Source organism: Archangium lansingense, from assembly GCF_026626635.1.
Classification (GTDB): domain Bacteria; phylum Myxococcota; class Myxococcia; order Myxococcales; family Myxococcaceae; genus Archangium; species Archangium lansingense.
In genome coordinates, this window is the sequence record NZ_JAPNKA010000001.1 from 1,086,961 (window position 1) to 1,107,146 (window position 20,186).

A 20,186-nucleotide genomic window follows, 5' to 3' on the forward strand; every position below is an offset into this window, starting at 1 on the left:
GGAGGCTCCCCGGGACCTGGATGGACGCGCGGTGCCGGTACCCACACCGGCACCGCGTTTTTCTTTGCGGGAGGCAGTGTGTCCACACGTCTTGTCGGTGTTGGCCCTTGGTCTGTGATGGTGCTGTCACTGCTGCTGTTCCCGACCGCATGCTCCACGGTTGCACCTGCGCCGGCCCATTACGCGCAGAGCATGAACTCGGCAGTGGATGGCTGCCTGCGCAACCCTGCGTGTGTTGCCTCCATGCCGGGCGACGAGGCAACCATTCCCTGGCTGTCGCGTGCCCTCCAAACGGCTCGGACCCTCGTTACCCTCAAGGAGTTTCTCGACGAGGCCGAGGTGCGCCGTATCGAGACGATTCTTGTCGAGTGCGCCAAGGAGGCGGACTTCCTGGTCAACGAGAGGGAGTACGGTCCCGGCAAGTACCCGGATGACGCGGAGTGCGACAGACTGGTCCGCGACAAGGAGGGGAATGAAGTGAAGCGAGCCATCGAGCTCGGAAACATGAAGCATGAGCTCGCCTTCGCGTGTGTCCAGCGCAGGCTTTTCACGGAGTTTCCGGACAACGTCTCCGTGGAACCGCGTTACGCCCCTGGACCTGTATCAGGGCAGTACGTGTTGACCAACCGCTGGACAGGCTCCCTCCGGCCCGACATCGTTCTGCACTTCGCGCGCAATCCCACCAAGGTTCAATGCGTCTACGACTTCAAGTTTCCCTGTACGTCCGCGAGTAAGAGCAACCCGCTCGGTCCGGACGGCTCCAAAGCACGTCAGCAACTCTTGGAGTACGACGGCCTGGGAGGCAATTGCCCATCGGGCATCGTGACGCCCCAGCTGGGAATCAGCCATGAGTGAGCACTACCCCCGGATTCGCCGCGACGGACCCACTCCGCAGGGAGAGAGACTGCTGCTCCGGGAGGTGGTGCGCATCGCCTTCTTCATGCCGTACGACCACTTTGACCTGCTCGTGGGGGTGGAGCGAGCCATCGAGGCGTATCACCGTGCCGTAGGTGGAGGAGCTGAAACCCTCTGTCAGGCGTGGTTCGGCGATGACGAGACCCCCCAGTCCCTCCTTGATGAGGAGGGCTGGCGAGTTGTGCGGGACTGGCTGCGTCCACGTGAGCCCCGTTACTTCCTTGATGACCTCGGAGAAGAGACGGAGTTCTTCCGCAGCAAGACCAAGAGCGGATGCGACGTCTTCATCCATCTCACTGGGGCTCCCGCCAGACCGGCCGGATACGGCCTTACGTATTGTGCTCGCCTGCCGTGGCGTTCGCCCCCGGATGGCAGCGTGAGCGTGTTGAGTGCCACCCTGCCCACGGAGTTTCTCGAAGAGCATGGCCCGGGAAGGGTACGGGAGTTGGCTATGGAAATGGCCTCGCATCTGCGCATCTCCACCGGCCATGCCGGCCTCGCCCTCGATTTCCTGAGGGAGCGCAGCCGCCTCCTGCCCAAGCTCCGTGAGGAGATCTTTCGTTACCCGGGACTGGACGTTCCGCGCGGGGGGCTTCGCTCGCACGTGGGCACGCGAGTGGACGGCGTGCATTGGCTCAACTTCCTGGGCCAACCCGTGCTGGACGCGCTGGGCGGCGCGGCGAGCCTGCGCGCCCGGTTGCACTTTCCTGAGACCACAGTGCAGGAGATGGGTACCGAGCGTGTCGTGGTGACGCTGGGGCAGTGGCCGGAGGCCGGAGATCTGGCACAGGGCCGCGATCTCCCTGCCTATCGTGAGCTCGCACGAGTGCTGGAGTACTGGCTGGACGGGTTCTCACCCGCCTATGCCAACTCTTGGAAGGGCTACACGCAGGAAGAAGTTCAGCGTTGGTGGCGCCGCTTCCTCAAGTAGGTCATCGGGGTTCGTGCTCAGCCAGTGACAGAGCGAGGTCGCGCGGATGGACTTCAGTGTCGACGATTGACGCTCGCGTCGTCGGCGGCGTTGGCAAGCGTCGGTCAGGCTTGGTAGACGCGACGCATGGGCGATCTCGTTCTCACCACCTACGATTGGGTTCCTCCGCCGCCGCGCGGGTTCGTGCGGGACATCCGCGTGCGCTGGGCATTGGAGGAGGCGAAGCTCCCGTATCGCGTCGAGAGCGTGTCGTTCAAGGAACGCGGCCCCGAGCACCTTGCGCACCAGCCGTTCGGGCAGGTGCCGTGGCTGACGGACGGCGACATCTCGATCTTCGAGAGCGGTGCGATCCTGCTGCACCTCGGCGAGCGAAGCGAGGCGCTGATGCCTCGCGATCCGAAGGGGCGCGCGGAGGTGATCGAGTGGCTCTTCGCCGCGCTCAACTCCGTCGAGATGGCGAGCCTCCCGTGGTCGCTCTTCAAGTTCTCGGGGCAGAGCGAGAAGCGCTTCGACGACTTCCTGAAGCTGCGCCTCGATCGCCTCGAGCCGGTGGTCGCGAAGCGCGAGTGGCTCGCGGGCTCCTTCTCCGTCTCCGACATCCTCATGGCGGACGTGCTGCGCCTCGTCGATCGCTTCGAAGGGCTCGCGGCGCATCCCGCGACGCGTGACTACCTGAAGCGCGCGACGGCGCGGCCCGCGTTCGTGAAGGCCCACGCCGACCAGATCGCTCATTTCGCCGCGGCCGACTCCACGTAGACCAGGACGCGAAGAGCGCGTCGGCCGTGGCGAGGGGCCGTGCGGCGCCCAGGACTCGCCACGGCGGCTCCACCGCCTCTGCTCAGTCGCAGCGCTGGGTGTCCTCGATGACGAACCCGTTACGGGTGGAGATGGCGCGGTCGTAGCAGGTGTGATGGTCCCCGGTCAGCTGGTAGCGCTGGGTGGAGGTTCCCACCGCGTTGCGCTGCGCGCGCGGTACGCCCAATGTATAGGCGGCCTCGCCGGTGTAGAGGTCGCTGAGCTCCCGGTGCTCCAGCGTGCGCGGACCCCGGGTGGTGCGCTCATCCGCCTCGTCGTGGAGGGTGATGGTCGTGGTGAGCCGGTTCTGCGGCGATACGCTGATGAGCCCATCGAGCGTGAAGCGCTTCTCGGAGCGGCTCACGGTCGGGAAGTGACCGAGCCCGCCAACCGTCACGGTGCTGGTGTCCTTCCAGGTCGCGGTGATTCCATCCGGGTTCTCCGCGTCTCCCATCCAGCGGTGCATGCTCGAGTTGGACACCGACTGCTCGACGGTCGTCACCACCCACCCGTGCGAGGTCCACAGCGCGCCGGAGATCCTCAGGTGATGGCTGCCCTGCGTATCCAGTTGGTTCCAGCCATCCACCAGCGCGACTGTCGAGTCATTGGCCAGGGTTCCGATCCGGTGCTCGATCAGACCGCCCAGGACTCGCGAGCCGTGCGGATCCCTCCAGGCGAACACCTGGGTCGGCAGCTCCCAACCCGGGCGTCCCTCGGGGACACCCAGCACCCGCACCGCGAGCTGGTGCGGCTTGCCGTCGGTCAGCAGACCGGCGAACGGGGTGAGGTCAAAGCGGATGGGGCGGATGTCGAAGGCGCGCGGCGCCGGCAGCACGTACCACAGGAACGGGTTGGCCCAGCCGCCCGTGTAGACATGCGGGAAGGGCATGGCGATGCCGGCCACCTTGCCGTCCACTTCGATCTGCACCTCGCGGTACGGGCCCGCGTCTGCGGGGCAGGAGTAGGGCACCGTCGCCGGGACGGTGAAGTACCAGAACTCCTCGCAGCCACCGCCCGAGCCGGTCGCGTACACCTCTGCCATGAGCCGCTCGGTGTTCCGGGGGACCGTCACCTCTCCCAGGAGCGCGCTGCCCTCGCGGCGCGGGTTGGCCAGGGGAATCACGTCGCTGGCGGTGTCGGCCGGCTTGTACCGGCCCTCCGCCTTGTAGAAGGTCAGGTAGACCTGCACGTCCAGCACACCGGTGTAGGTGTCGTTGACCACGTTGCCAATCAGCATCCAGACGGGCTGCGGCCGGCTCAGCAGCGGCGCGTAGGCAGTGACGTCTTTCTCCACCGACCAGGCGATGCCCTCACGGGAAGGCTCGGGCGTGGACGTCTTGAAGATCGTCACACCGCCCACCTCCAGGTGCCCGAGCCGGTCGTACTGGACGCCCTGGACCTTGCCTTCCATGCGCAGCACCACCTTGTTCCAGGGACCGGGGCAGTCCGCTGGCGGGGTGAAGGTGCTGGTGTAGGGCGTGAAGTCATCGAACTTCTCGTCGACGATCTTCACGGTGCACGAGCTCGTCGCCGGCTTCTCCACGGCGGGGGCCGCGGTGCGGGGGTCATCCCAATCGGTACCGAACTCCGGAGGCGGCTCGGCGGCCAACGCGGGGGTCATGCCGCCGAGTGCGAGGCTCGCGGCGGCGAAGACTGCGGAAAGGCGTTTCACTGGTTTCTCCTGGAAAGCGGGGGCGCGGAGTATAGGCGGAATGGGTGACCCCTGCGCCGGTGCCCGCTTCGCAGGCTGCGAAGTTTCCTCGAGCAGTCCTGGAGCCCGTGCTCAGCCGGTGACGGCGCGCACCTGCTCGCCCTCGAGCACCAGGCGCACGGTGGACACCTGCGGCTCACCGAAGTGGTCGTACGCGGCGCGCTCCAGCTGTGGCACCAGGGCGGCACGCAGGCCGCGGGCTCCCGTCTCGCGCTTGAGCGCCCTCGCCACCACCCACTCGCGCACCGCCGGCTCCACCACCAACGTCAAGCCCTCGTGGGCGAACTCGCGCTCGTAGGCGCGCAGCACGTTGTCCTCGAGGATGTCGCCCAGCGTCTTCGCGTCCAGCGGCGCGAAGGAGAGGATGCGGTTGAAGCGGCCAATCAGCTCCGGAATGAAGCCGTAGCGCGCGAAGGCCGTCGTCTGCTCGAGCTGCTCGTCCGTCACCTTCTCCGCGATGGCCGTCTCGCGCTTGCCCGCCTCGCGCCCAAAGCCCATCCGCTCCTTGTGGCCACCCAGCTCCTCCGCCGTGCTCTTCAGCCCGCTGAAGGCTCCGCAGGCGATGAAGGTGAGCGCCGACAGCTCCAGCGGCATGGGCGGCGTGCGGCTGGTGAAGCCGAAGTCCGGTGGGAAGTCCGCCCTCGGCGCGCTCAGCAGGTTGAGCAGGCTGCGCTGTACGCCAAAGCCGCTCACGTCCTTGGTGGTCTGCTGTCCGGCGAAGCGGGCATCGGAGCGGCTGGTGGCGAGCTTGTCGAACTCGTCCATGCAGATGGCCCCACAGGCCGCCCACGCCACGTCTCCGCCCGCCGACTCGTACAGGCGCGAGAGCATCGTCGTCACGTCGTCGCCCACGTAGCCCGTCTCGGAGAACTGGGTGGCGTCCACGATGACGGTGGGCACCCCGAGAATCTCCTTGAAGAGCAGCTCCACCAGGAACGTCTTCCCGCTGCCGGTGGGCCCCAGGAAGAGGCAGTTCTCGCGCGTTCCTGGCTCGGGGGCGAGCCCCTCCAGGTGGATGCGCCGCAGCCGCTGCAGGTGGCGGTAGGCGAGCACCGACGCCGCGCGCCGGGCCTCTTGCTGGCCCCTGTAGCCCAGCTCGGAGAGGCGTTGATCGATCTCACGGGGGGAGAGCACCTCCAACGCGGCGACGCGCTCGCGAACGGAGTCGCCGCGCTCGAAGGGGAGGGCCTGCAGGTGGTCGGGACGTAGGCTCATGAAGTTGGACGTCATCTTTCCGGTTCGGGACGGCACGGGACAAGCGTTGCCTGCTGTTCGCGCCAGTGCCCGCCCGCTCTCGGAGGGGGCGTACAACGCCTCGAAGGGGGCCACCAGTGAACATCTCTCAATCCCCTTGACCCACGTGATGCATCCCCCTTGGCGCGAGGGTGGATAAGTAGGTGGACATGGAACGAGCAGCGGTGTCGCGAGGGCAGGTGCCTCGCCTGGGTGCCTGGGTGGAGCCGGGAGCGGGCGTGCGGTGGCGCGTCTGGGCTCCCCAGCACCGGCGGGTGGAGGTGGTGCTGTATGGAAGGGACGGCCAGCCGGGCGCCTCGCTGCCCATGACCGACGAGGGAGGCGGTTTCTTCTTCGCGACCCTCGCCGGAGCGGGTGCGGGCGTGCGCTACAAGCTGCGGGTGGACGGCGAGGGGCCCTTCCCGGACCCGTGGAGCCGTTCACAGCCGGACGGTGTTCACGGCCCCTCCGAGGTGGTGGTGCCGGACTTTGCCTGGACGGATGCCGGGTGGAAGGGGCCGGACCCGGAGGCCCAGGTCATCTATGAGGTGCACGTGGGCACGGCCACGCCCGAGGGCACCTTCGAGGCGCTCATCCCCCGGCTGCGCTCCTTCAAGGCGCTGGGCGTCACCACGCTGGAGCTGATGCCGCTGGCCAGCTTCCCGGGCGTGCGCAACTGGGGCTACGACGGGGTGGACCTCTTTGCCCCGCTTGCGGCGTATGGCGGTCCCCAGGGCTTGCGGCGCCTCGTCGACGCGGCCCACGCCGAGGGGCTCGCGGTGCTCATCGACGCTGTCTACAACCACTTCGGGCCAGACGGGAACTACCTGCGCTGCTACTCGCCGCACTACTTCACCGGCCGCCACCACACGCCCTGGGGCGAGGCCGTCAACTACGACGGTGAGGGCTCCGCGGTGGTGCGCCAACTGGTGCTCTCCAACGTGGAGATGTGGATCCGCGACTACCACGCGGACGGGCTGCGCCTGGATGCGGCCCACGCCATCGTGGATGACGGCTCGACCCACCTGGTGGCGGAGCTCGTCGAGCTCGCCCGGGCTTCAGCTCCCGGCCGCCGGGTGGTCATCATCGCCGAGGACGAGCGCAACGACACGCGGCTGGTGCACCCGCGGGAACGGGGCGGCTATGGGCTCGACGGTGTCTGGGCGGACGACTTCCACCACCAGATGCGCCGCGCCTTCGCTGGAGACAGCGAGGGCTACTACCGCGACTACACCGGCAACATGGAGGACCTGGCCCGCACGCTGCGGCAGGGCTGGTTCTACGAGGGACAGGTGTCCCAGGTGACCGGTCATGCGCGAGGCACGCCCGCGGGTGAGGTAGAGCCGTGGAGGCTGGTGCACTGCATCCAGAACCATGACCAGGTGGGCAATCGGGCGCACGGCGAGCGGCTGGGCGAGGACGTGTCACCAGCGGCCTTCCGCGCCATGAGCGCGCTGCTGCTGCTGTCTCCTTATACGCCGCTGCTCTTCATGGGGCAGGAGTGGAATGCGAGCACGCCCTTCCTCTACTTCACGGACCACAATGCCGAGCTGGGCAAGCTGGTGACGGAGGGACGGCGCAAGGAGTTCGCCGGCTTCGCACGCTTCTCGGGCGACACGGTGCCGGACCCGCAGGTCGTGGAGACCTTCACGCGCTCGAAGCTGGACTGGCGCGAGGCCGAGCGTCCGGAGCACGCGGGAGTGCTCACCCTCTATCGCGAGCTGCTGCACCTGCGGGCCACGGACGCCTGTTTGAAGCACAACCGCCGGGGCCACTTCGACGTGCGGCCCACGGGAGAGCATGGACTGGTGCTCGAGCGCCGCGGCCCACGGGGTGCGCTCTACGTCATCCTCAATGTGCGCGGGACATTGAAGCATCGGCTGCCCGAGCACTTCAAAGTCGTGCTGTGGTCCGAAGAGCCCCGCTTCGGCGGCACCTCGCGGGAGGCGCCGCTGCGAAGCGGGGAAGTCTGGCTCGAGGGACCCGCGGCCGTGGTGGTTCGCCTCACGGACTGAGTCCCCCAGGGGCCTGGGCGGTGTGCCTCAGAACGCGCCGCCCACCTGGAGACCGAAGTTGAAGATGTTGCCGTCCTGCGCCAGTCCCAGGTCCTCGCCACCCATGAGCCGATAGGTGGCGCGCGCGCCGGCGGTGACGCCGCCGAAGTTGTAGTCAACGCCCGCGGCCAACGGCACTTCGGTGACGAAGTCGTTGTCGAAGAGGACCTCTCCCCCCTCGCTCGGGTTGAGGGCGCTCACGCCGAAGCCCGCGCCAACGAAGGGTCGCAGGTTCCCATTCTGGAGGAGCTCGGGGCCCAGCTTGGCGAGTGCGCCCACGTTGTGCCGCCACAGACCGCCTTCAATCTCCTCGAAGGGGTTGCGCGAGCCCTCGTAACCGAGCTCCACGCCCAACAGCGGCAGCGGTCTGGAGCTGGCCTGTACGCCGAGATAACCACCCGTGGCCGTGTCGTCCCCAATGTCACCCGTGTACGTGTTCAAGCCGCCCGACAGCGAGACGTTGAGGTCCCTGAAGACACCCGTGTCGCTCCGGCCCTCGTCGTAGATGCGCTCGTCGCGATCGTCGTCCTGGATGTAGTCGTCCTGGGCGAACGCGGGCGCGGCCAACAGCACGGACGCGGCGATAGCGCCGAGCCCCCATCTCGTCTTGGAGTTCATGGTGTTGCCTCCCTGTGTCCCCCCTTCCGTTCGGGGGGCTGTCAAAAACTGGGCGCGGCACCTGAGGTCTGGAAGCACACCCTCCACAGCCGTCCCCACCACTCCACCCCCCCAGGCAGGCATTGCGCCGCTCCCGAGGCTGGCTAGGGCTGGGCGTGCGAAATGTGACTTGTTATACCCTCTTCTCCCTGCTGACCTGTCAGGTCGGCAGACAAGCAGCCGGCGGCAGGCCCTCTCGGCCCAGACGCCAACACCTGATGCGGAGGTCCATCGGCCCGATGTGACCTCACAGGGAGGGATGCGCCCATAACCCATTGAAAATACTCAGAAATCTGAGGGAATTGATGGGCGAATCAGGTGTTTGAAGGCCAACACACGGGATAGGGCGCGCCGGGAATTTCGCCGGGTGTGCCGATCCCCTCAACACGAAGGAAGCGACACAGTGAATCGACCCTCTATCCGCCGCAAGCGGCTGTTCGCCTTCGGACTTGTCTCCGTCCTCGCCCTGTCCGCCACTCCGGCGCTGGCGGCCGGCGGTTTCACTTCCGCCACTGCGAGCGGGAATGACGGGAACCTGCCCGCCTCTGCCATTGACGGGAACCTCTCCACCCGCTGGTCCTCCAATGGCATCGGCCAGTGGATCCGCGGTGACCTGGGGACGGTGCAGTCCCTCACCGCGCTGGACATCGCCTGGTACCAGGGCAGCTCGCGCGCCAGCAAGTTTGTCATCGCGACGTCCACCGATGGCAGCACCTTCACGCAGGTCTTCTCCGGCAGCTCGTCCGGGAAGTCGTCCTCGTTCGAGCGCTACACCTTCCCCGCGACGAACGCCCGCTATGTGCGCGTGACGGTGAATGGCAACACCTCGAACACCTGGGCGAGCATCTCCGAGGTGGCCGCCATCACCGGCACCACCACGCCGCCGCCGACGACCCCGCCGCCGACGACCCCGCCGCCGACGACTCCCCCGCCCGCGACGGGCAGTGACGTCTTCGGCGTGAAGATGATCTACCCGACGAAGGCGGGCGGCGAGACGTGGTTCCTCAAGGACGACGCGCTGAAGGACACGCGCTTCGATCCGCAGGACACCATCACCCGCAATGCGGACGGCTCCTGGAAGATGAAGAGCAGCCAGGTGCGCATGCATGCGCTCACCTCCACCGGCTACAGCTCGTCCAAGATTCCTACGTATGACCGGGACGTGCTGGCGAGCCGTGGCTACATGCAGGCCGCCAACGACTGGAAGAACGTGGAGATGACGGGCTTCATCAAGGTGAACGCCGTCAGCGACGCGAGCGACAACTTCGCCTGGTATGCGCGCGGTGGCCGCCACAACGATGACCTGGCCTGCGAGGGCTCCTCGTACAAGGGCAGCCTGCACTACGACGGCCGCGTGCGTTGGCAGAAGGAGTCCTGGCACGTGAGCTACGACCAGACCGCCTACAAGACGGGCACCAGCGCGCTCAAGGGCCGTTGGGTGGGCTTCAAGTCCATCATGAAGAACGTCATCGTCAGCGGGAAGCCCGCGGTGAAGCTGGAGCTGTGGCTCAACGAGAACGCGGACAAGGTGACCTGGAAGCAGGTCTACGACATCACGGACTCCGGCCAGATTGGCGGCGATGCCACCAACTGCGGTGGTGCCGTGGACGCCATGCCCATCACCTGGGGCGGCCCCCTGGCCACCTTCCGCTGGGACAGCGCCTCGGACGTGGACTTCAAGTGGCTGAGCGTGCGTGAGATCGCCGAGTAGCCATCGCTCCACCCACCAGCGGTGAAGCACCGGGCGCGGGGAGTGTGACTCCCCGCGCCTTTTTCATGTCCGGAGGGGAGCAGCCCTCCCCTGGCGTTGAGGGGGACGGTAGACTGCGCACTCCACTCGGCAGGGGGGCCTGACGTAGAGGATTGTGGATGTCTGTTGTGAATCAAGCCCTGGCTTCGCCCAACCCCCAGCCCGAGGGCGATGGAGACGCGCTGCTGAGCGCCCTGGCCGAGGTAGAGCGGGCCAGCCCGGACGGCTGCGTGGTGTTGCGCGCCATGCGGGGCGAAGACGGGACCCTCGTCGACTTCGAATGGGTGTTCGCCAACGCCAGCGCGGAGCGCATGGTGAGCGCCTTCTCCGCTCCCTTGCTCGGGCGGCGGCTGCTGGAACTCTACACCAGCCCGAGGGCCCGGGCGTACTTCACCGTGTTCCGCCAGGTGGTGGAGTCGGGACAGCCCTGCGTGCTGGAGGTGCTCCTGCCGGATGAGCGGGAGACGTGGCTGCGCACCTCGCTGGCTCGGTTCCAGGATGGCCTGGTGGTGCGCCTGCAGGACATCTCCCCGAGCAAGCACTCGGAGCGGGAGCGGGACTCGCTGCTGGTGCAGGAGCACACGGGCCGGCTGGAGGCTGAGGCGCTGGCTCGGCAGCGGGCCGGGGAGCTGAGCGCGGCACGGGAGAAGCTCGTCCAGACGGAGCGGCTGTCGGTGGCTGGGCAGCTCGCCGCGGGAGTGGGGCATGAAATCAACAACCCGCTGGCCTTCGTGACGGGCAACCTGCACGTGGCGCTCGAGCAGCTCTCGGGGGTGGCGCGTGAGCTGGGTGCTCCGGTGGCCGAGCGGCTGCGGGAGACGGTGCAGGCGCTGGAGGACGCTCGCCGGGGAGCCGAGCGCATCCGCACCATCGTGAAGGATCTGCGGACGCTGGCGCGGACGGACGACACGCGGCTGGGACCGGTGGACGTGCACGCGGCGCTGGAGTTCAGCGTGTCGCTGGCGATGCCGCACCTGCGCCACCGGACCCGGGTGGAGCGCAACTACGGCGCGGTGCCCAAGGTGCGTGCCAACGAGGCGAGGCTGGGGCAGGTGTTCCTCAACCTGCTCGTCAACGCCGCGCAGGCCATTCCGGAGGGGAACGCTGCGGGCCACTGCGTGATGCTGGTGACGCGCCGGGAAGGAGCGCGGGTGGTGGTGGAGGTGCGCGACACCGGCGTGGGCATGAGCCCCGAGGTGCTGGCGCGCATCTTCGAGCCCTTCTTCACGACCAAGTCCCAGGGAGACGGCATGGGACTGGGGCTGTCCATCTGCCTGGGCATCATCCACTCGATGGAGGGCGAGCTGAAGGCGGAGAGCGAGCCGGGTCGGGGCAGCACCTTCCGGGTGTCGCTGCCGGTGAGCGAGGACCAGGGGACCGCCTCGTCGACACCGGCGCGTACGGTGGCGGACGTGCAGGCGCGCAAGCGGGTGCTGGTCATCGACGACGAGCCGGGCATCGGCTCGGTGATGAAACGGATTCTCGGACGGGTGCACGAGGTGGTGGTGGTGCAGAGCGGCCGCGAGGCGCTGGCGGTGCTGGAGAAGGACGACGGCTTCGACCGGGTGTTCTGCGACCTGATGATGGCGGACCTGACGGGCATGGACCTGTACGAGCGGCTGGCGGAGAAGCGCTCCGAGTGCCTGTCGCGCTTCGTCTTCATGACGGGGGGCGGCTTCACGCCGCGGGCGCGCGAGTTCCTCAAGGCCGTGTCCACGCCGCGCATCGACAAGCCCTTCGAGGCGGAGGTCATCCGGGCCCTGGTGGCGCAGGCGCCGCCAAGGCGCGGCACATAAACGTTGGGCGTGAGCGTGGGGCGCGTCTATACCGGCGCTCCATGGAAGCACTCGAGCGTTTCTTCCACATTCGTGAGCGAGGCTCGTCCGTGGGGACGGAGCTGCGCGCGGGCCTGGTGACGTTCTTGACCATGGCCTACATCCTGCTGGTCAACCCGCAAATCTTGTCGGAAGCGGGGATGCCGGTGGCGGATGTGACGGTGGCCACGGCGCTGGGCGCGGCGGTCGGCACGCTGCTGATGGGGGTGTACGCCAACTTCCCCTTCGCGATGGCGCCGGGCATGGGGCTCAACGCCTACTTCACCTATGGCGTGGTGAAGGGGCTGGGGGTGGACTGGCGCTTCGCGCTGACGGCGGTGTTCGTCGAGGGCCTGCTGTTCATCGTGCTGTCCTACGGCGGCGTCCGCACGCTCATGCTCCGGGCCATTCCAGGGCCCATCAAGCTGGCCACCACCACGGGCATCGGGCTGTTCCTGGCGCTCATCGGCTTGAGGAACGCGGAGCTGGTGACGGACAGCCCGGCCACGCTGGTGCAGTTGGGGGTGGTGCGCGCGCCGGTGCCGCTGCTGGCGCTGGCGGGGCTGGTCATCATCGGCGCGCTGTCGGCGCGCAAGGTGCGGGGCTCGCTGCTGATCGGCATCACGGCGGTGGCGGTGGCGGCGTGGGGGCTGGGGTTGGCGAAGGCGCCGGCGGCCTGGGTGAGCATGCCCTCGCTGCCGCGGGAGACGTTCTGGGCGTTCGACTTCTCGCAGGTGCTGACGGGGAAGTTCCTCACGGTGGTGCTGACGTTCCTGTTCGTGGACGTGTTCGATACGGCGGGCACGCTGGTGGCGGTGGGGCGCGTGGGCGGCTTCCTGAAGCCAAACGGGGAGCTGCCGGGAGCGGACCGGGGCTTCATGTCGGACGCGGTGGGGACGGCGGCGGGCGCGATGTTCGGGACGAGCGCGGTGACGTGCTACATCGAGTCGGCGGCGGGGGTGGAGGAGGGCGGGCGCACGGGGCTGACGGCGGTGGTGGTGGCGGTGCTCTTCGTGCTGTCGCTCTTCTTCGTGCCCACGCTGGCGGCGATTCCCCCGGTGGCGACGGCGCCGGTGCTGGTGGTGGTGGGGGCGCTGATGATGAGCGGGGCGCGCGAGCTGGAGTGGAACCGGATGGATGATGCGCTGCCGGCGTTCCTGACCATCGTGTTGATGCCCTTCACGTACTCCATCGCCAACGGCATCAGCGCGGGCATCGTGTCGTACGCGGCGCTGAAGCTGTTGTCGGGGCGCCCGCGCGAGGCGCACCCGGTGGTGTACGTGCTGGCGGTGCTGCTGGTGCTGCACTACGCCACGGGCGGCGGAGCCTGACCCTCTACCGCCGCGGCGGCTACTCCTGTGCGGACACCCTTTCGACAGGCTCGACCTTGAGGCCGCCGGGGACGATGGTCATCCGGTGCTCGGCGGAGGAGTGCTGCGAGCCCCGCATCTTGAGCACCGCCATCGTCCGCTCCAGGCCCTGCGGCTTGCGCGCGTAGTCCATCAACAGAATCGCGTCTGGAATCGTCGACAGGTAGGGCGCCGCAGCGTCTTCGATGATACCCGGCCTGCTCCGCGCGGCGTTCGAGAACGGTGACAGGCCTGTCCCTTGCTGTCCATCCGTGAGCGGTGCTAGCTCTCACCTCATGGGCGAGCTCCACTCAGCGTCCCGGTATCTTGGTCTCATCGCACTCTCCGCGACCCTGCTGGAAGCGGTGATGCTGAAGTTCGTCTTCAAACGTTCGTACGACTGGCGCTCCGGCCTCGCCTCCTTCGCCGTGGCGGCGGGCCGGTCCGTCAACCTGCTCCTTCCCGTGGCGGTCGCGCTGCCGGGGGCGTACTGGCTCCAGCAGCACCGGCTCTTCGATGCCTCGAGTCTGGGCGTGGGCTCGTGGGTGATTCTGTTCTTCGGCGTCGAGTTCCTCTACTACTGGTACCACCGGCTAGGTCACCGCACACGTTGGTTCTGGCTCTCGCACGCGGTGCACCACACGCCCAATGAGCTCAACCTGACCACCGTGAGCCGGCTCGGCTGGACGAGCAAGATCACCGGGGCCTACGCCATCTTCACGCCGCTGGCGCTGCTCGGCTTCTCGCCCGAGTCCATCCTCACCGCGTACAGCCTGAACCTGTCCTACCAGTTCTGGATTCACGCGGACTGGTTCCCGAAGCTGGGTCCGCTCGAGGGCATCCTCAACACGCCGTCGGCACATCGCGTCCACCACGCGGCGAACCTCGAGTACCTGGATGCCAACTATGGCGGCGTGCTCGTCATCTTCGACCGCCTGTTCGGCACCTATCTCCCCGAGCGCGACGACGTGCCGTGCCGCTACGGCCTGGTGCACCCGCTGAACACATACAATCCCTTCAAGATCGCCTTCCATCAGTTCGGCCCGTTTCTGCGCGACGTGATGAGTGCGCGGAGCGCGCGAGAGGTGCTCGGCTACTTCTTCGCGCCGCCGGGATGGCGGCCGGATGGCAACAGCGAGACCACCGAGGACATGCGTCGCAAGGCCGCGGCCGAGCGGCAGCAGGCAGCGGTGGCCCAGGAGCCCTCGCAGGCAACCGCTGCGTAGTCTTGGGGTGGTTGTCCGAGGGCGCACTGGTGAATGGGGAGGTGCCGCCGGCCCAGGTTCAGGATCGGCCGCGGTAGGGACATCTTCAACACCCCACCCCGGGTGTCCGGCGTACAATCGATGGCCTATGAGGGAGAGCATCGATCTCAGGGCATGGCGTACGGGGGAGGGGATGGCGGGCTTGGACTCGCACCCCGGGCAGCGGGACCGCTGGGAACCGGTCACGGATATCTCCGAGACCTCCGGCGAGTTCGTGTTCGAAGTGGCGCTCCCGGGTGTTGCTCGGGAGGACATCGATCTCACCCTCAACGGCGGGGGCTTCACGCTCGAGGGGGTTCGCGGCATCCCCGAGGTGGAGGGGAGCCTGCTGGTCGCCGAGCGCCATTTCGGGCGCTTCGCGCGCGAGTTCACACTTCCCGAGGAGTTCAGGGGAGATCCCCAGGCGGACTACCGTGATGGCGTCCTCACCATCCGGTTTCCGAAGAGAGGGAATCCGCAGGCGGAGGGCTCGGGCTGGACGTCCCCCTCCGCGGAGCAGGGGCAGTTGCCGCCCATCGACGTGCTGGATATCGGGCACGGGCTGCTGTTGCGGGTGGATCTGCCCGGGATTCCCCAGTCGGCGATCGACGTGCTCTTCGAGGGGCAGACGCTGACCCTGCGAGGGCAGCGGGAGCCGGAGTCCGCTGGCAGGCGCTACCTCAAGGTGGAACGCCCGTACGGAATCTTCTCCCGCTCCATCCTTCTCCCCGGCGGGGTGGAGGGGGAGGGGATCAACGCCTCCTACAAGGATGGCGTGCTGTCGGTGGAACTGCCGGCGAGCGGGACCACCTCTCGTCCCCGGAAGCTCGGCCTCCGCAGGAGGGCGGCCCCTCCGGCCCCCGCGCGGCCCGAGGACCCACTCCAGCAGCTTCGCGAAGAGCTCGAGGAGCTGCGTGCTCAGCACCAGGCACTGCGGAGCGAGATGGATGGGTACTGGCTGGCGCTCGGCTGCGGACTGAGGCTCGCGCAGGTGCCCCTTCACCAACATCTCCCGGTGGAGGTCTCCCTGCGTGATGGGGAGCCCGCCGTGCAGGAGCAGGTGATGGCGGCGGTGATGGGCTTCGTGGAGTTCGCCGGGTTCGAGCTCTGGCGGGACCTTCCTCCCGAGAGCGGCCCCTTCCTCAAGCGCTGGCAGGTGAGAACCCGGCGGAAGGAGAGCCAGCTCGAGTTCCAACAGCGGCTGCTTCGCATGCAGGAGGCGCTGGAGCTTGCTCGCGGAGGCGCGATGCAGGCGCAGGAGCCCAGACCCGAGGACTTCGCGGATGCCGAGCGGCAGAAGCTCCTGGGGGAAGCCGCCAAGGCTTGGGCCGAGGCCATCTTCACGCTCGCGACGGCGCTGCGAGCGGCCGCGGTGGATGCCTCTGTCCTCATGGGCACGCTGTCCCTGCAGAAGCAGGAGGCGGCCGTGGTCCTGCGTACCCTGGATGAGGAGGAGCTGGTCTCCCGCTTGAGGAACTGGTCCGCCGTATCCGGCGAGCAACCCTAGGGAGTGGCGGCCACCGGACAGCCGCCAGGGTTGCTCGCTGCCCGAGAGGGCAGGGGCGGGTTGGCGGGACCTGGGGCGGGGTGCACCTTTCGCCGCAGGAGGAGTGCCATGCGCTCACGGACCGTACTCGCCGGGCTCACGGTGGCCACGCTCGCCCTGGGTGCGGCGAGGGCCGAGGACCCCACCCCCCCGGAGCTCAAGGCCGCCCAGGAGAAGGCCACGCCTGGAGATCAGTTCACCGAGACGGACGCAGGCTCCATCAACGGCACGGTGAAGGGGGCTACTGGCAACGTCCTTACACTCGACGTGGGCCGGAAGGCACCACTGGTGCAGGTCGTCGTGAAGGACGAGGACACGGTGCCCATCCGTCAGGAGGGACAGCAGGCCCCGCTCGCCCTCGGGCAGCTCCAGGAAGGTACGCGCGTCCGCACCTCCTTCCGCAACGAGGGCGGTGTTCGCGTCGTGACATCCATTGAGGTGCTCGAGCCCGCGGCGGCCCCGCGCGAGAAAGGCTCGCGGAAGTAGCCGTTACAGCGTGAGTCCCGCCCTGGTTCACTGGCTTCGCAGGGTCCGCTCGATGTGGGCCGCGAGCGCGCTGCGGTTGAGGTTGCCGGGGGACTGCGCCACCAGCCTCCCCTGGCCATCGAGCAGGGCGAGGTAGGGAATGGCATTCGGGTACGTCCCGCCGAAGTCGCTCACCGCGCGCTTGAGGGTGCCGGGAGGGTAGGGAGCGGCGCGCAGGGCCTGAAACGCGGGGCGGGACTTCTTCAGGTAGCGGACGAGGTCGGACGGATCTTCGTCGATCGACAGGCCCACCACCTCCAGGCCGCGCTCCTGGTAGTTGAGCGCCAACTGGTTCACGGTGGGAAAGGTCTGCCGGCAGGCCGGGCACCACGAGGCGTAGATGAAGACGAGGGTGGCCTTGTTGCCCGCGCGCGTCCGCTCCGGCAGCGAGTCCACGCCCACGGTCTCGATGTTGCCGTCGAACTCCGGGGGCTCGCGAGGGCCCTTCTTGGCGGCGGCCTCGGAGCCCTCCAACTGCAAGGGGGCGGCGAGGTTGGCCGCCACCATCGTTCGCAGCGCCTGCTGCTCGCGCTGGACGCGTTGCCGCTCCTGGGAGATGCGTGAGAGGAGCTCGGCCGCTGCTTCCGCATCCAGGCTCTGCTCGGGCACCCGGCGAAGCTGCTCCTCGATGGCGGTCATCTCCGGGTCGACATAGGCCTGATCCATCTTCGCGGCGGTCAACCGCCCGAAGGCGAGATAGGCCTGGGTGTACTCCTCGGAGGGCTGTCTCTTCTTGCCGCAGGCGAGGCTCGTCATCAGCAGCAGGCCTACGAGGAGCGAACGGGAGCGGAGCAATGGGGACATGTGCCCTCTCAGTCTAGCGTGCGTTGGGAAAGGTCTCGAAGGGCCAGGGGCGCGTCCCGGGGGTTTCGAGCCACAGGTCCGCCACCTGCTGAGCGAGCCTCCACGGCTCTCCGCCGGCGCGATTCGTCAGGACGATGACCGTGAGCCGCTGCTGCGGATATTTCACGATGGCGTTGGTGAAGCCCGACGTCTCCCCGTGGTGCGAGAGGCGCAGCCGTCCCCCGTCCTCATCGATGAACCAGCCGAAGCCATAGCGCGAGGAGGTGCCATCCGGCAGGGTCGGCGCCGTCCACGCGAGCCGCTGGGTGGCCTCGCCGATGAGTGCGTGCGTGTCCAATGCCCTGTCCCACGCCACCAGCTCCTCCACGGACGAGTAGATGCCGCCATCTCCCAGCACTGCGCTGGTGGAGCTCTGGTCTCGCGGGCGGAAGCCCTGCGTGTCGGCCACATAGCCGTACGCGCGCTGGGGGACCGTTGAGCGGCCCTCCTCGTGTGCGACCGTCGAGCGCAGACCCGCCGGGGTGAAGACGCGCTCGTGCAGGAAGCGGGCGAACGGCATCCCACCGACCTGCTCCACGATGAGCGCGAGCACCGCGTATCCGGAGTTGCTGTAGCGCACCGCGGTCCCGGGCGGGAAGTACGTGCGCTCGGCGCGGGAGACGAGCTCGAGCACGTCGCGGTCCTTCACCTGCACGGTCTGGGTGGCCGGGACGAAGGCCTCATAGTCCCAGATGCCCGAGGTGTGGTTGAGGAGGTGGCGGATGCGGACCTCGCGCGCGTGGGCGGGGAAGCCGGGGAGCACGTCGACCACGCGGTCGTCGTAGCGGAGCTTGCCCTCCTCGGCGAGCCGCATGATGGCCATGGCCGTGAACTGCTTGGAGAGGGAAGCCAGCCGGTAGTGCGTCTTGGGCGTGGCGGGCGTGTGCTCCGGGAGCTCGGCCAGACCGTAGGCGCGGCTGAGCACGGCCTGCCCTTCATGAATCACGACGACGCTGGCGCCGGGACCTTCCGGGCTGGCATAGGCGGCGAAGATCGGGTCCACGGTGTGTGCGTCCGGGGCCGGGCGTGTTTTGACGCTCGACGTGGCCGCGGTACAGCCAGCGAGCAGGGCGAGGGCGGCGATGAGGGCGGCGGTCGCGAGGGGGGAGTCGTTCATACGAACGTCATCCATACCTCACACCTGCCGCCTCCACTCGCGCGGAGGAGTCGTCTTGTGGCGCCTGGACCAGGCGCACGTCGGGGCCGCTCAGCGGCCCCGCTTGATGTCCAGCGAGGAGCTGTTGCGGCGCGGCGGGGGCTTCTGCACCGAGGTCTTCGGCGTGAGCTTCACCGAGACCTCGGGTGCGTCTCCGGCGGAAACCCGGCGCTCCACCGTCTCGTAGCCGTTCAGCTTCAGCGCCACCCGCACGGGTGGTGCATCCGGCGTGAGTGGCAGGTCCACGGGCGTCTCGCCGTGCTGCTTCCCATCCACCTCCACCAATGCGCCCGCTGGCTCCGAGAGCACCTTCAGCTTCACCGGCTGAGGCTCCACCTGCTCGGGCGGCTCGGGGTTGGCGGGCGGGGGCTGGGTCCGCACCACCTGGGGAGGCTCCGTCGGCTGGGTGGACGTGGCTGGCTGCTGGCGCAGCATCACGATTGCCGCCCCCGCGCATATGAGCAGCACGCCCACGCCGGCGCCAATCGCCACCAGCGGGAGGCGCCGCCGCGGCTCGGGGGCGGGAGGCATCGACAGCGTGTGCTTGGCGCTGCCATTCGTCAGCGGCCGGGATTGCTGAATGATGGGGGTCCCCGGCGCCGGCGGCGGTGTGGGGACTCGTTGCGGGAGCTGCCGAGAGAGCGAGCGCACGCTGCTCGACGGGTTGGACTTCGAGTCCAGGTCCGAGTCCTCGGTGAGCTGGTCCAGGTTGGCCGGGTCCGACTCGCGCGCGATGCGCTCCGTGTACAGCTCCCTCAGGTACGCGGACAGGTGCGCGTTGCTGGCCGGCAACCGGTACTGGAGGATGTAGTCCTCGATGGCCAGCCGGAAGGCTCCGCAGTCCGGGAAGCGCCCCTCCGGCGTGGTCGCCAGTGCGCGGAGCACCAGCTCGTCCAGGCCCGGCGGCAGCTTCGGGTTGAGTTGGGAAGGGGGCGGCACCTGGCAGTCGCGCACCAGCCGCAGCGTCATCAGGTCCGACTCACCCTTGAACAGGCGCTTGCCCGTCAGCAGCTCCCAGAGCACCACGCCCAGCGCGAACAAGTCGCTGCGTCCATCCACGTGCTGGCCGTTGGCCTGCTCCGGCGACATGTACGGGTACTTGCCCTTGAGCACTCCGGTGGCCGTCTGCGACGCGCTGCCCGCGGCCTTGGCCACGCCGAAGTCGATGACCTTCACGCCTCCGTCGAAGCCCACCAGGATGTTCTGCGGCGACACGTCCCGGTGCACCAGGTGCAGCGGTTGGCCCTGGGGATTGCGTGCCTGGTGCGCGTAGTGCAGCCCCGCCGCCGCCTCCGCGATGATGCGCAGCACCAGCCCCACCGGCAGCGGCTTGCCCTGCGTCCGCGCGAACTTCTCCAGCCGGCGCACGTCGTCGCCCTGCACGTACTCCATCGCCAGGCAGTGCCGGCTGTCGATCTCCGTCAGCTCCAGGATGGTGATGAGGTTGGGGTGCGCCAGCCGCGCCACCAGCCTCGCCTCCTCCAGGAACATGGTGAGGAACTCTTCGTCCTCAGCCAGGTGCGGCAGGATGAGCTTGAGCACGACGAGTCGTTCCAGACCGGCTCCTCGCTCGAGAGCCAGGAAGACCTGACCCATTCCGCCGGAGGCAATCTTGCGCAACAACTGGTACTTGCCGAAGGGGACTGCCATGACGCAACACGAT

Annotated in this window: 17 protein-coding genes; 10 read left to right on the forward strand and 7 right to left on the reverse strand. The window is 68.2% G+C overall.

From position 1 onward, the window contains the following. The first annotated feature begins 192 nt into the window (after positions 1–192). The 3 genes from OV287_RS04390 to OV287_RS04400 all read left to right on the forward strand — a co-directional run bounded on the left by OV287_RS04390 (position 193) and on the right by OV287_RS04400 (position 2,602). The gene (locus tag OV287_RS04390) at positions 193–855 is read left to right on the forward strand and encodes a hypothetical protein (RefSeq protein WP_267532712.1); all 663 of its coding nucleotides are present in this window, start codon (positions 193–195) and stop codon (positions 853–855) included. Beyond that, on the forward strand, positions 848–1,846 hold the full coding sequence (locus OV287_RS04395; protein ID WP_267532713.1) for a type VI immunity family protein: 999 nt from the start codon (positions 848–850) through the stop codon (positions 1,844–1,846). Before OV287_RS04390 ends, OV287_RS04395 begins: the two co-directional genes overlap by 8 nt. 126 nt (positions 1,847–1,972) lie before the next feature. Further along, complete coding sequence (locus OV287_RS04400) at positions 1,973–2,602, forward strand: glutathione S-transferase family protein (protein WP_267532714.1); 630 nt, start codon at positions 1,973–1,975, stop codon at positions 2,600–2,602. 82 nt (positions 2,603–2,684) lie between these two features. On the opposite strand, the gene OV287_RS04405 is transcribed toward OV287_RS04400, so the two are convergent. Both OV287_RS04405 and OV287_RS04410 read right to left on the reverse strand, forming a co-directional pair. Beyond that, entirely contained in the window at positions 2,685–4,313 is a 1,629-nt protein-coding gene (locus tag OV287_RS04405; RefSeq protein ID WP_267532715.1) for a peptide-N4-asparagine amidase, read from the reverse strand. A gap of 111 nt (positions 4,314–4,424) precedes the next feature. Next, positions 4,425–5,567 carry an AAA family ATPase gene (locus OV287_RS04410; protein WP_267532716.1) on the reverse strand — a complete coding sequence of 381 codons (1,143 nt, stop codon included), beginning with the start codon at positions 5,565–5,567 and terminating at the stop codon, positions 4,425–4,427. 188 nt (positions 5,568–5,755) lie between these two features. On the opposite strand from OV287_RS04410, the gene treZ reads away from it, so the two are divergent. Next, positions 5,756–7,600 (forward strand): malto-oligosyltrehalose trehalohydrolase, encoded by a 1,845-nt coding sequence (gene treZ, locus OV287_RS04415; protein WP_267532717.1) that lies wholly within the window; start codon positions 5,756–5,758, stop codon positions 7,598–7,600. A gap of 27 nt (positions 7,601–7,627) precedes the next feature. Here treZ and OV287_RS04420 read toward each other — a convergent pair whose 3' ends face one another. Beyond that, on the reverse strand, positions 7,628–8,257 hold the full coding sequence (locus OV287_RS04420) for a hypothetical protein (RefSeq protein WP_267532718.1): 630 nt from the start codon (positions 8,255–8,257) through the stop codon (positions 7,628–7,630). A gap of 442 nt (positions 8,258–8,699) precedes the next feature. On the opposite strand from OV287_RS04420, the gene OV287_RS04425 reads away from it, so the two are divergent. The 3 genes from OV287_RS04425 (at position 8,700) to OV287_RS04435 (ending at position 13,191) form a co-directional block, all read left to right on the forward strand. Beyond that, positions 8,700–10,007 (forward strand): discoidin domain-containing protein, encoded by a 1,308-nt coding sequence (locus tag OV287_RS04425; protein WP_267532719.1) that lies wholly within the window; start codon positions 8,700–8,702, stop codon positions 10,005–10,007. 158 nt (positions 10,008–10,165) lie between these two features. Beyond that, positions 10,166–11,842, forward strand: coding sequence for a hybrid sensor histidine kinase/response regulator (locus OV287_RS04430; RefSeq protein ID WP_267532720.1), 1,677 nt, complete (start codon positions 10,166–10,168; stop codon positions 11,840–11,842). Between the two features lie 41 nt (positions 11,843–11,883). Next, positions 11,884–13,191 (forward strand): NCS2 family permease, encoded by a 1,308-nt coding sequence (locus tag OV287_RS04435; RefSeq protein ID WP_267532721.1) that lies wholly within the window; start codon positions 11,884–11,886, stop codon positions 13,189–13,191. A gap of 19 nt (positions 13,192–13,210) precedes the next feature. Here OV287_RS04435 and OV287_RS04440 read toward each other — a convergent pair whose 3' ends face one another. Continuing rightward, positions 13,211–13,459: an ATPase domain-containing protein gene (locus tag OV287_RS04440; protein ID WP_308809826.1), complete on the reverse strand. Its 249-nt coding sequence runs from the start codon at positions 13,457–13,459 to the stop codon at positions 13,211–13,213. A gap of 118 nt (positions 13,460–13,577) precedes the next feature. On the opposite strand from OV287_RS04440, the gene OV287_RS04445 reads away from it, so the two are divergent. From OV287_RS04445 to OV287_RS04455, 3 genes are all read left to right on the forward strand, one after another. Further along, positions 13,578–14,435 carry a sterol desaturase family protein gene (locus OV287_RS04445; RefSeq protein WP_267532722.1) on the forward strand — a complete coding sequence of 286 codons (858 nt, stop codon included), beginning with the start codon at positions 13,578–13,580 and terminating at the stop codon, positions 14,433–14,435. A 172-nt stretch (positions 14,436–14,607) separates the two neighbouring features. Next, positions 14,608–15,960 (forward strand): Hsp20/alpha crystallin family protein, encoded by a 1,353-nt coding sequence (locus OV287_RS04450; protein ID WP_267532723.1) that lies wholly within the window; start codon positions 14,608–14,610, stop codon positions 15,958–15,960. 108 nt (positions 15,961–16,068) lie between these two features. After that, positions 16,069–16,485: a hypothetical protein gene (locus OV287_RS04455; RefSeq protein ID WP_267532724.1), complete on the forward strand. Its 417-nt coding sequence runs from the start codon at positions 16,069–16,071 to the stop codon at positions 16,483–16,485. A gap of 27 nt (positions 16,486–16,512) precedes the next feature. On the opposite strand, the gene OV287_RS04460 is transcribed toward OV287_RS04455, so the two are convergent. From OV287_RS04460 to OV287_RS04470, 3 genes are all read right to left on the reverse strand, one after another. Further along, complete coding sequence (locus OV287_RS04460) at positions 16,513–17,328, reverse strand: TlpA family protein disulfide reductase (RefSeq protein WP_267532725.1); 816 nt, start codon at positions 17,326–17,328, stop codon at positions 16,513–16,515. Positions 17,329–17,341: 13 nt separating this feature from the next. Further along, the gene (locus OV287_RS04465) at positions 17,342–18,484 is read right to left on the reverse strand and encodes a serine hydrolase domain-containing protein (RefSeq protein WP_267532726.1); all 1,143 of its coding nucleotides are present in this window, start codon (positions 18,482–18,484) and stop codon (positions 17,342–17,344) included. A 90-nt stretch (positions 18,485–18,574) separates the two neighbouring features. After that, entirely contained in the window at positions 18,575–20,173 is a 1,599-nt protein-coding gene (locus OV287_RS04470; protein WP_267532727.1) for a serine/threonine protein kinase, read from the reverse strand. Positions 20,174–20,186: the final 13 nt, after the last annotated feature.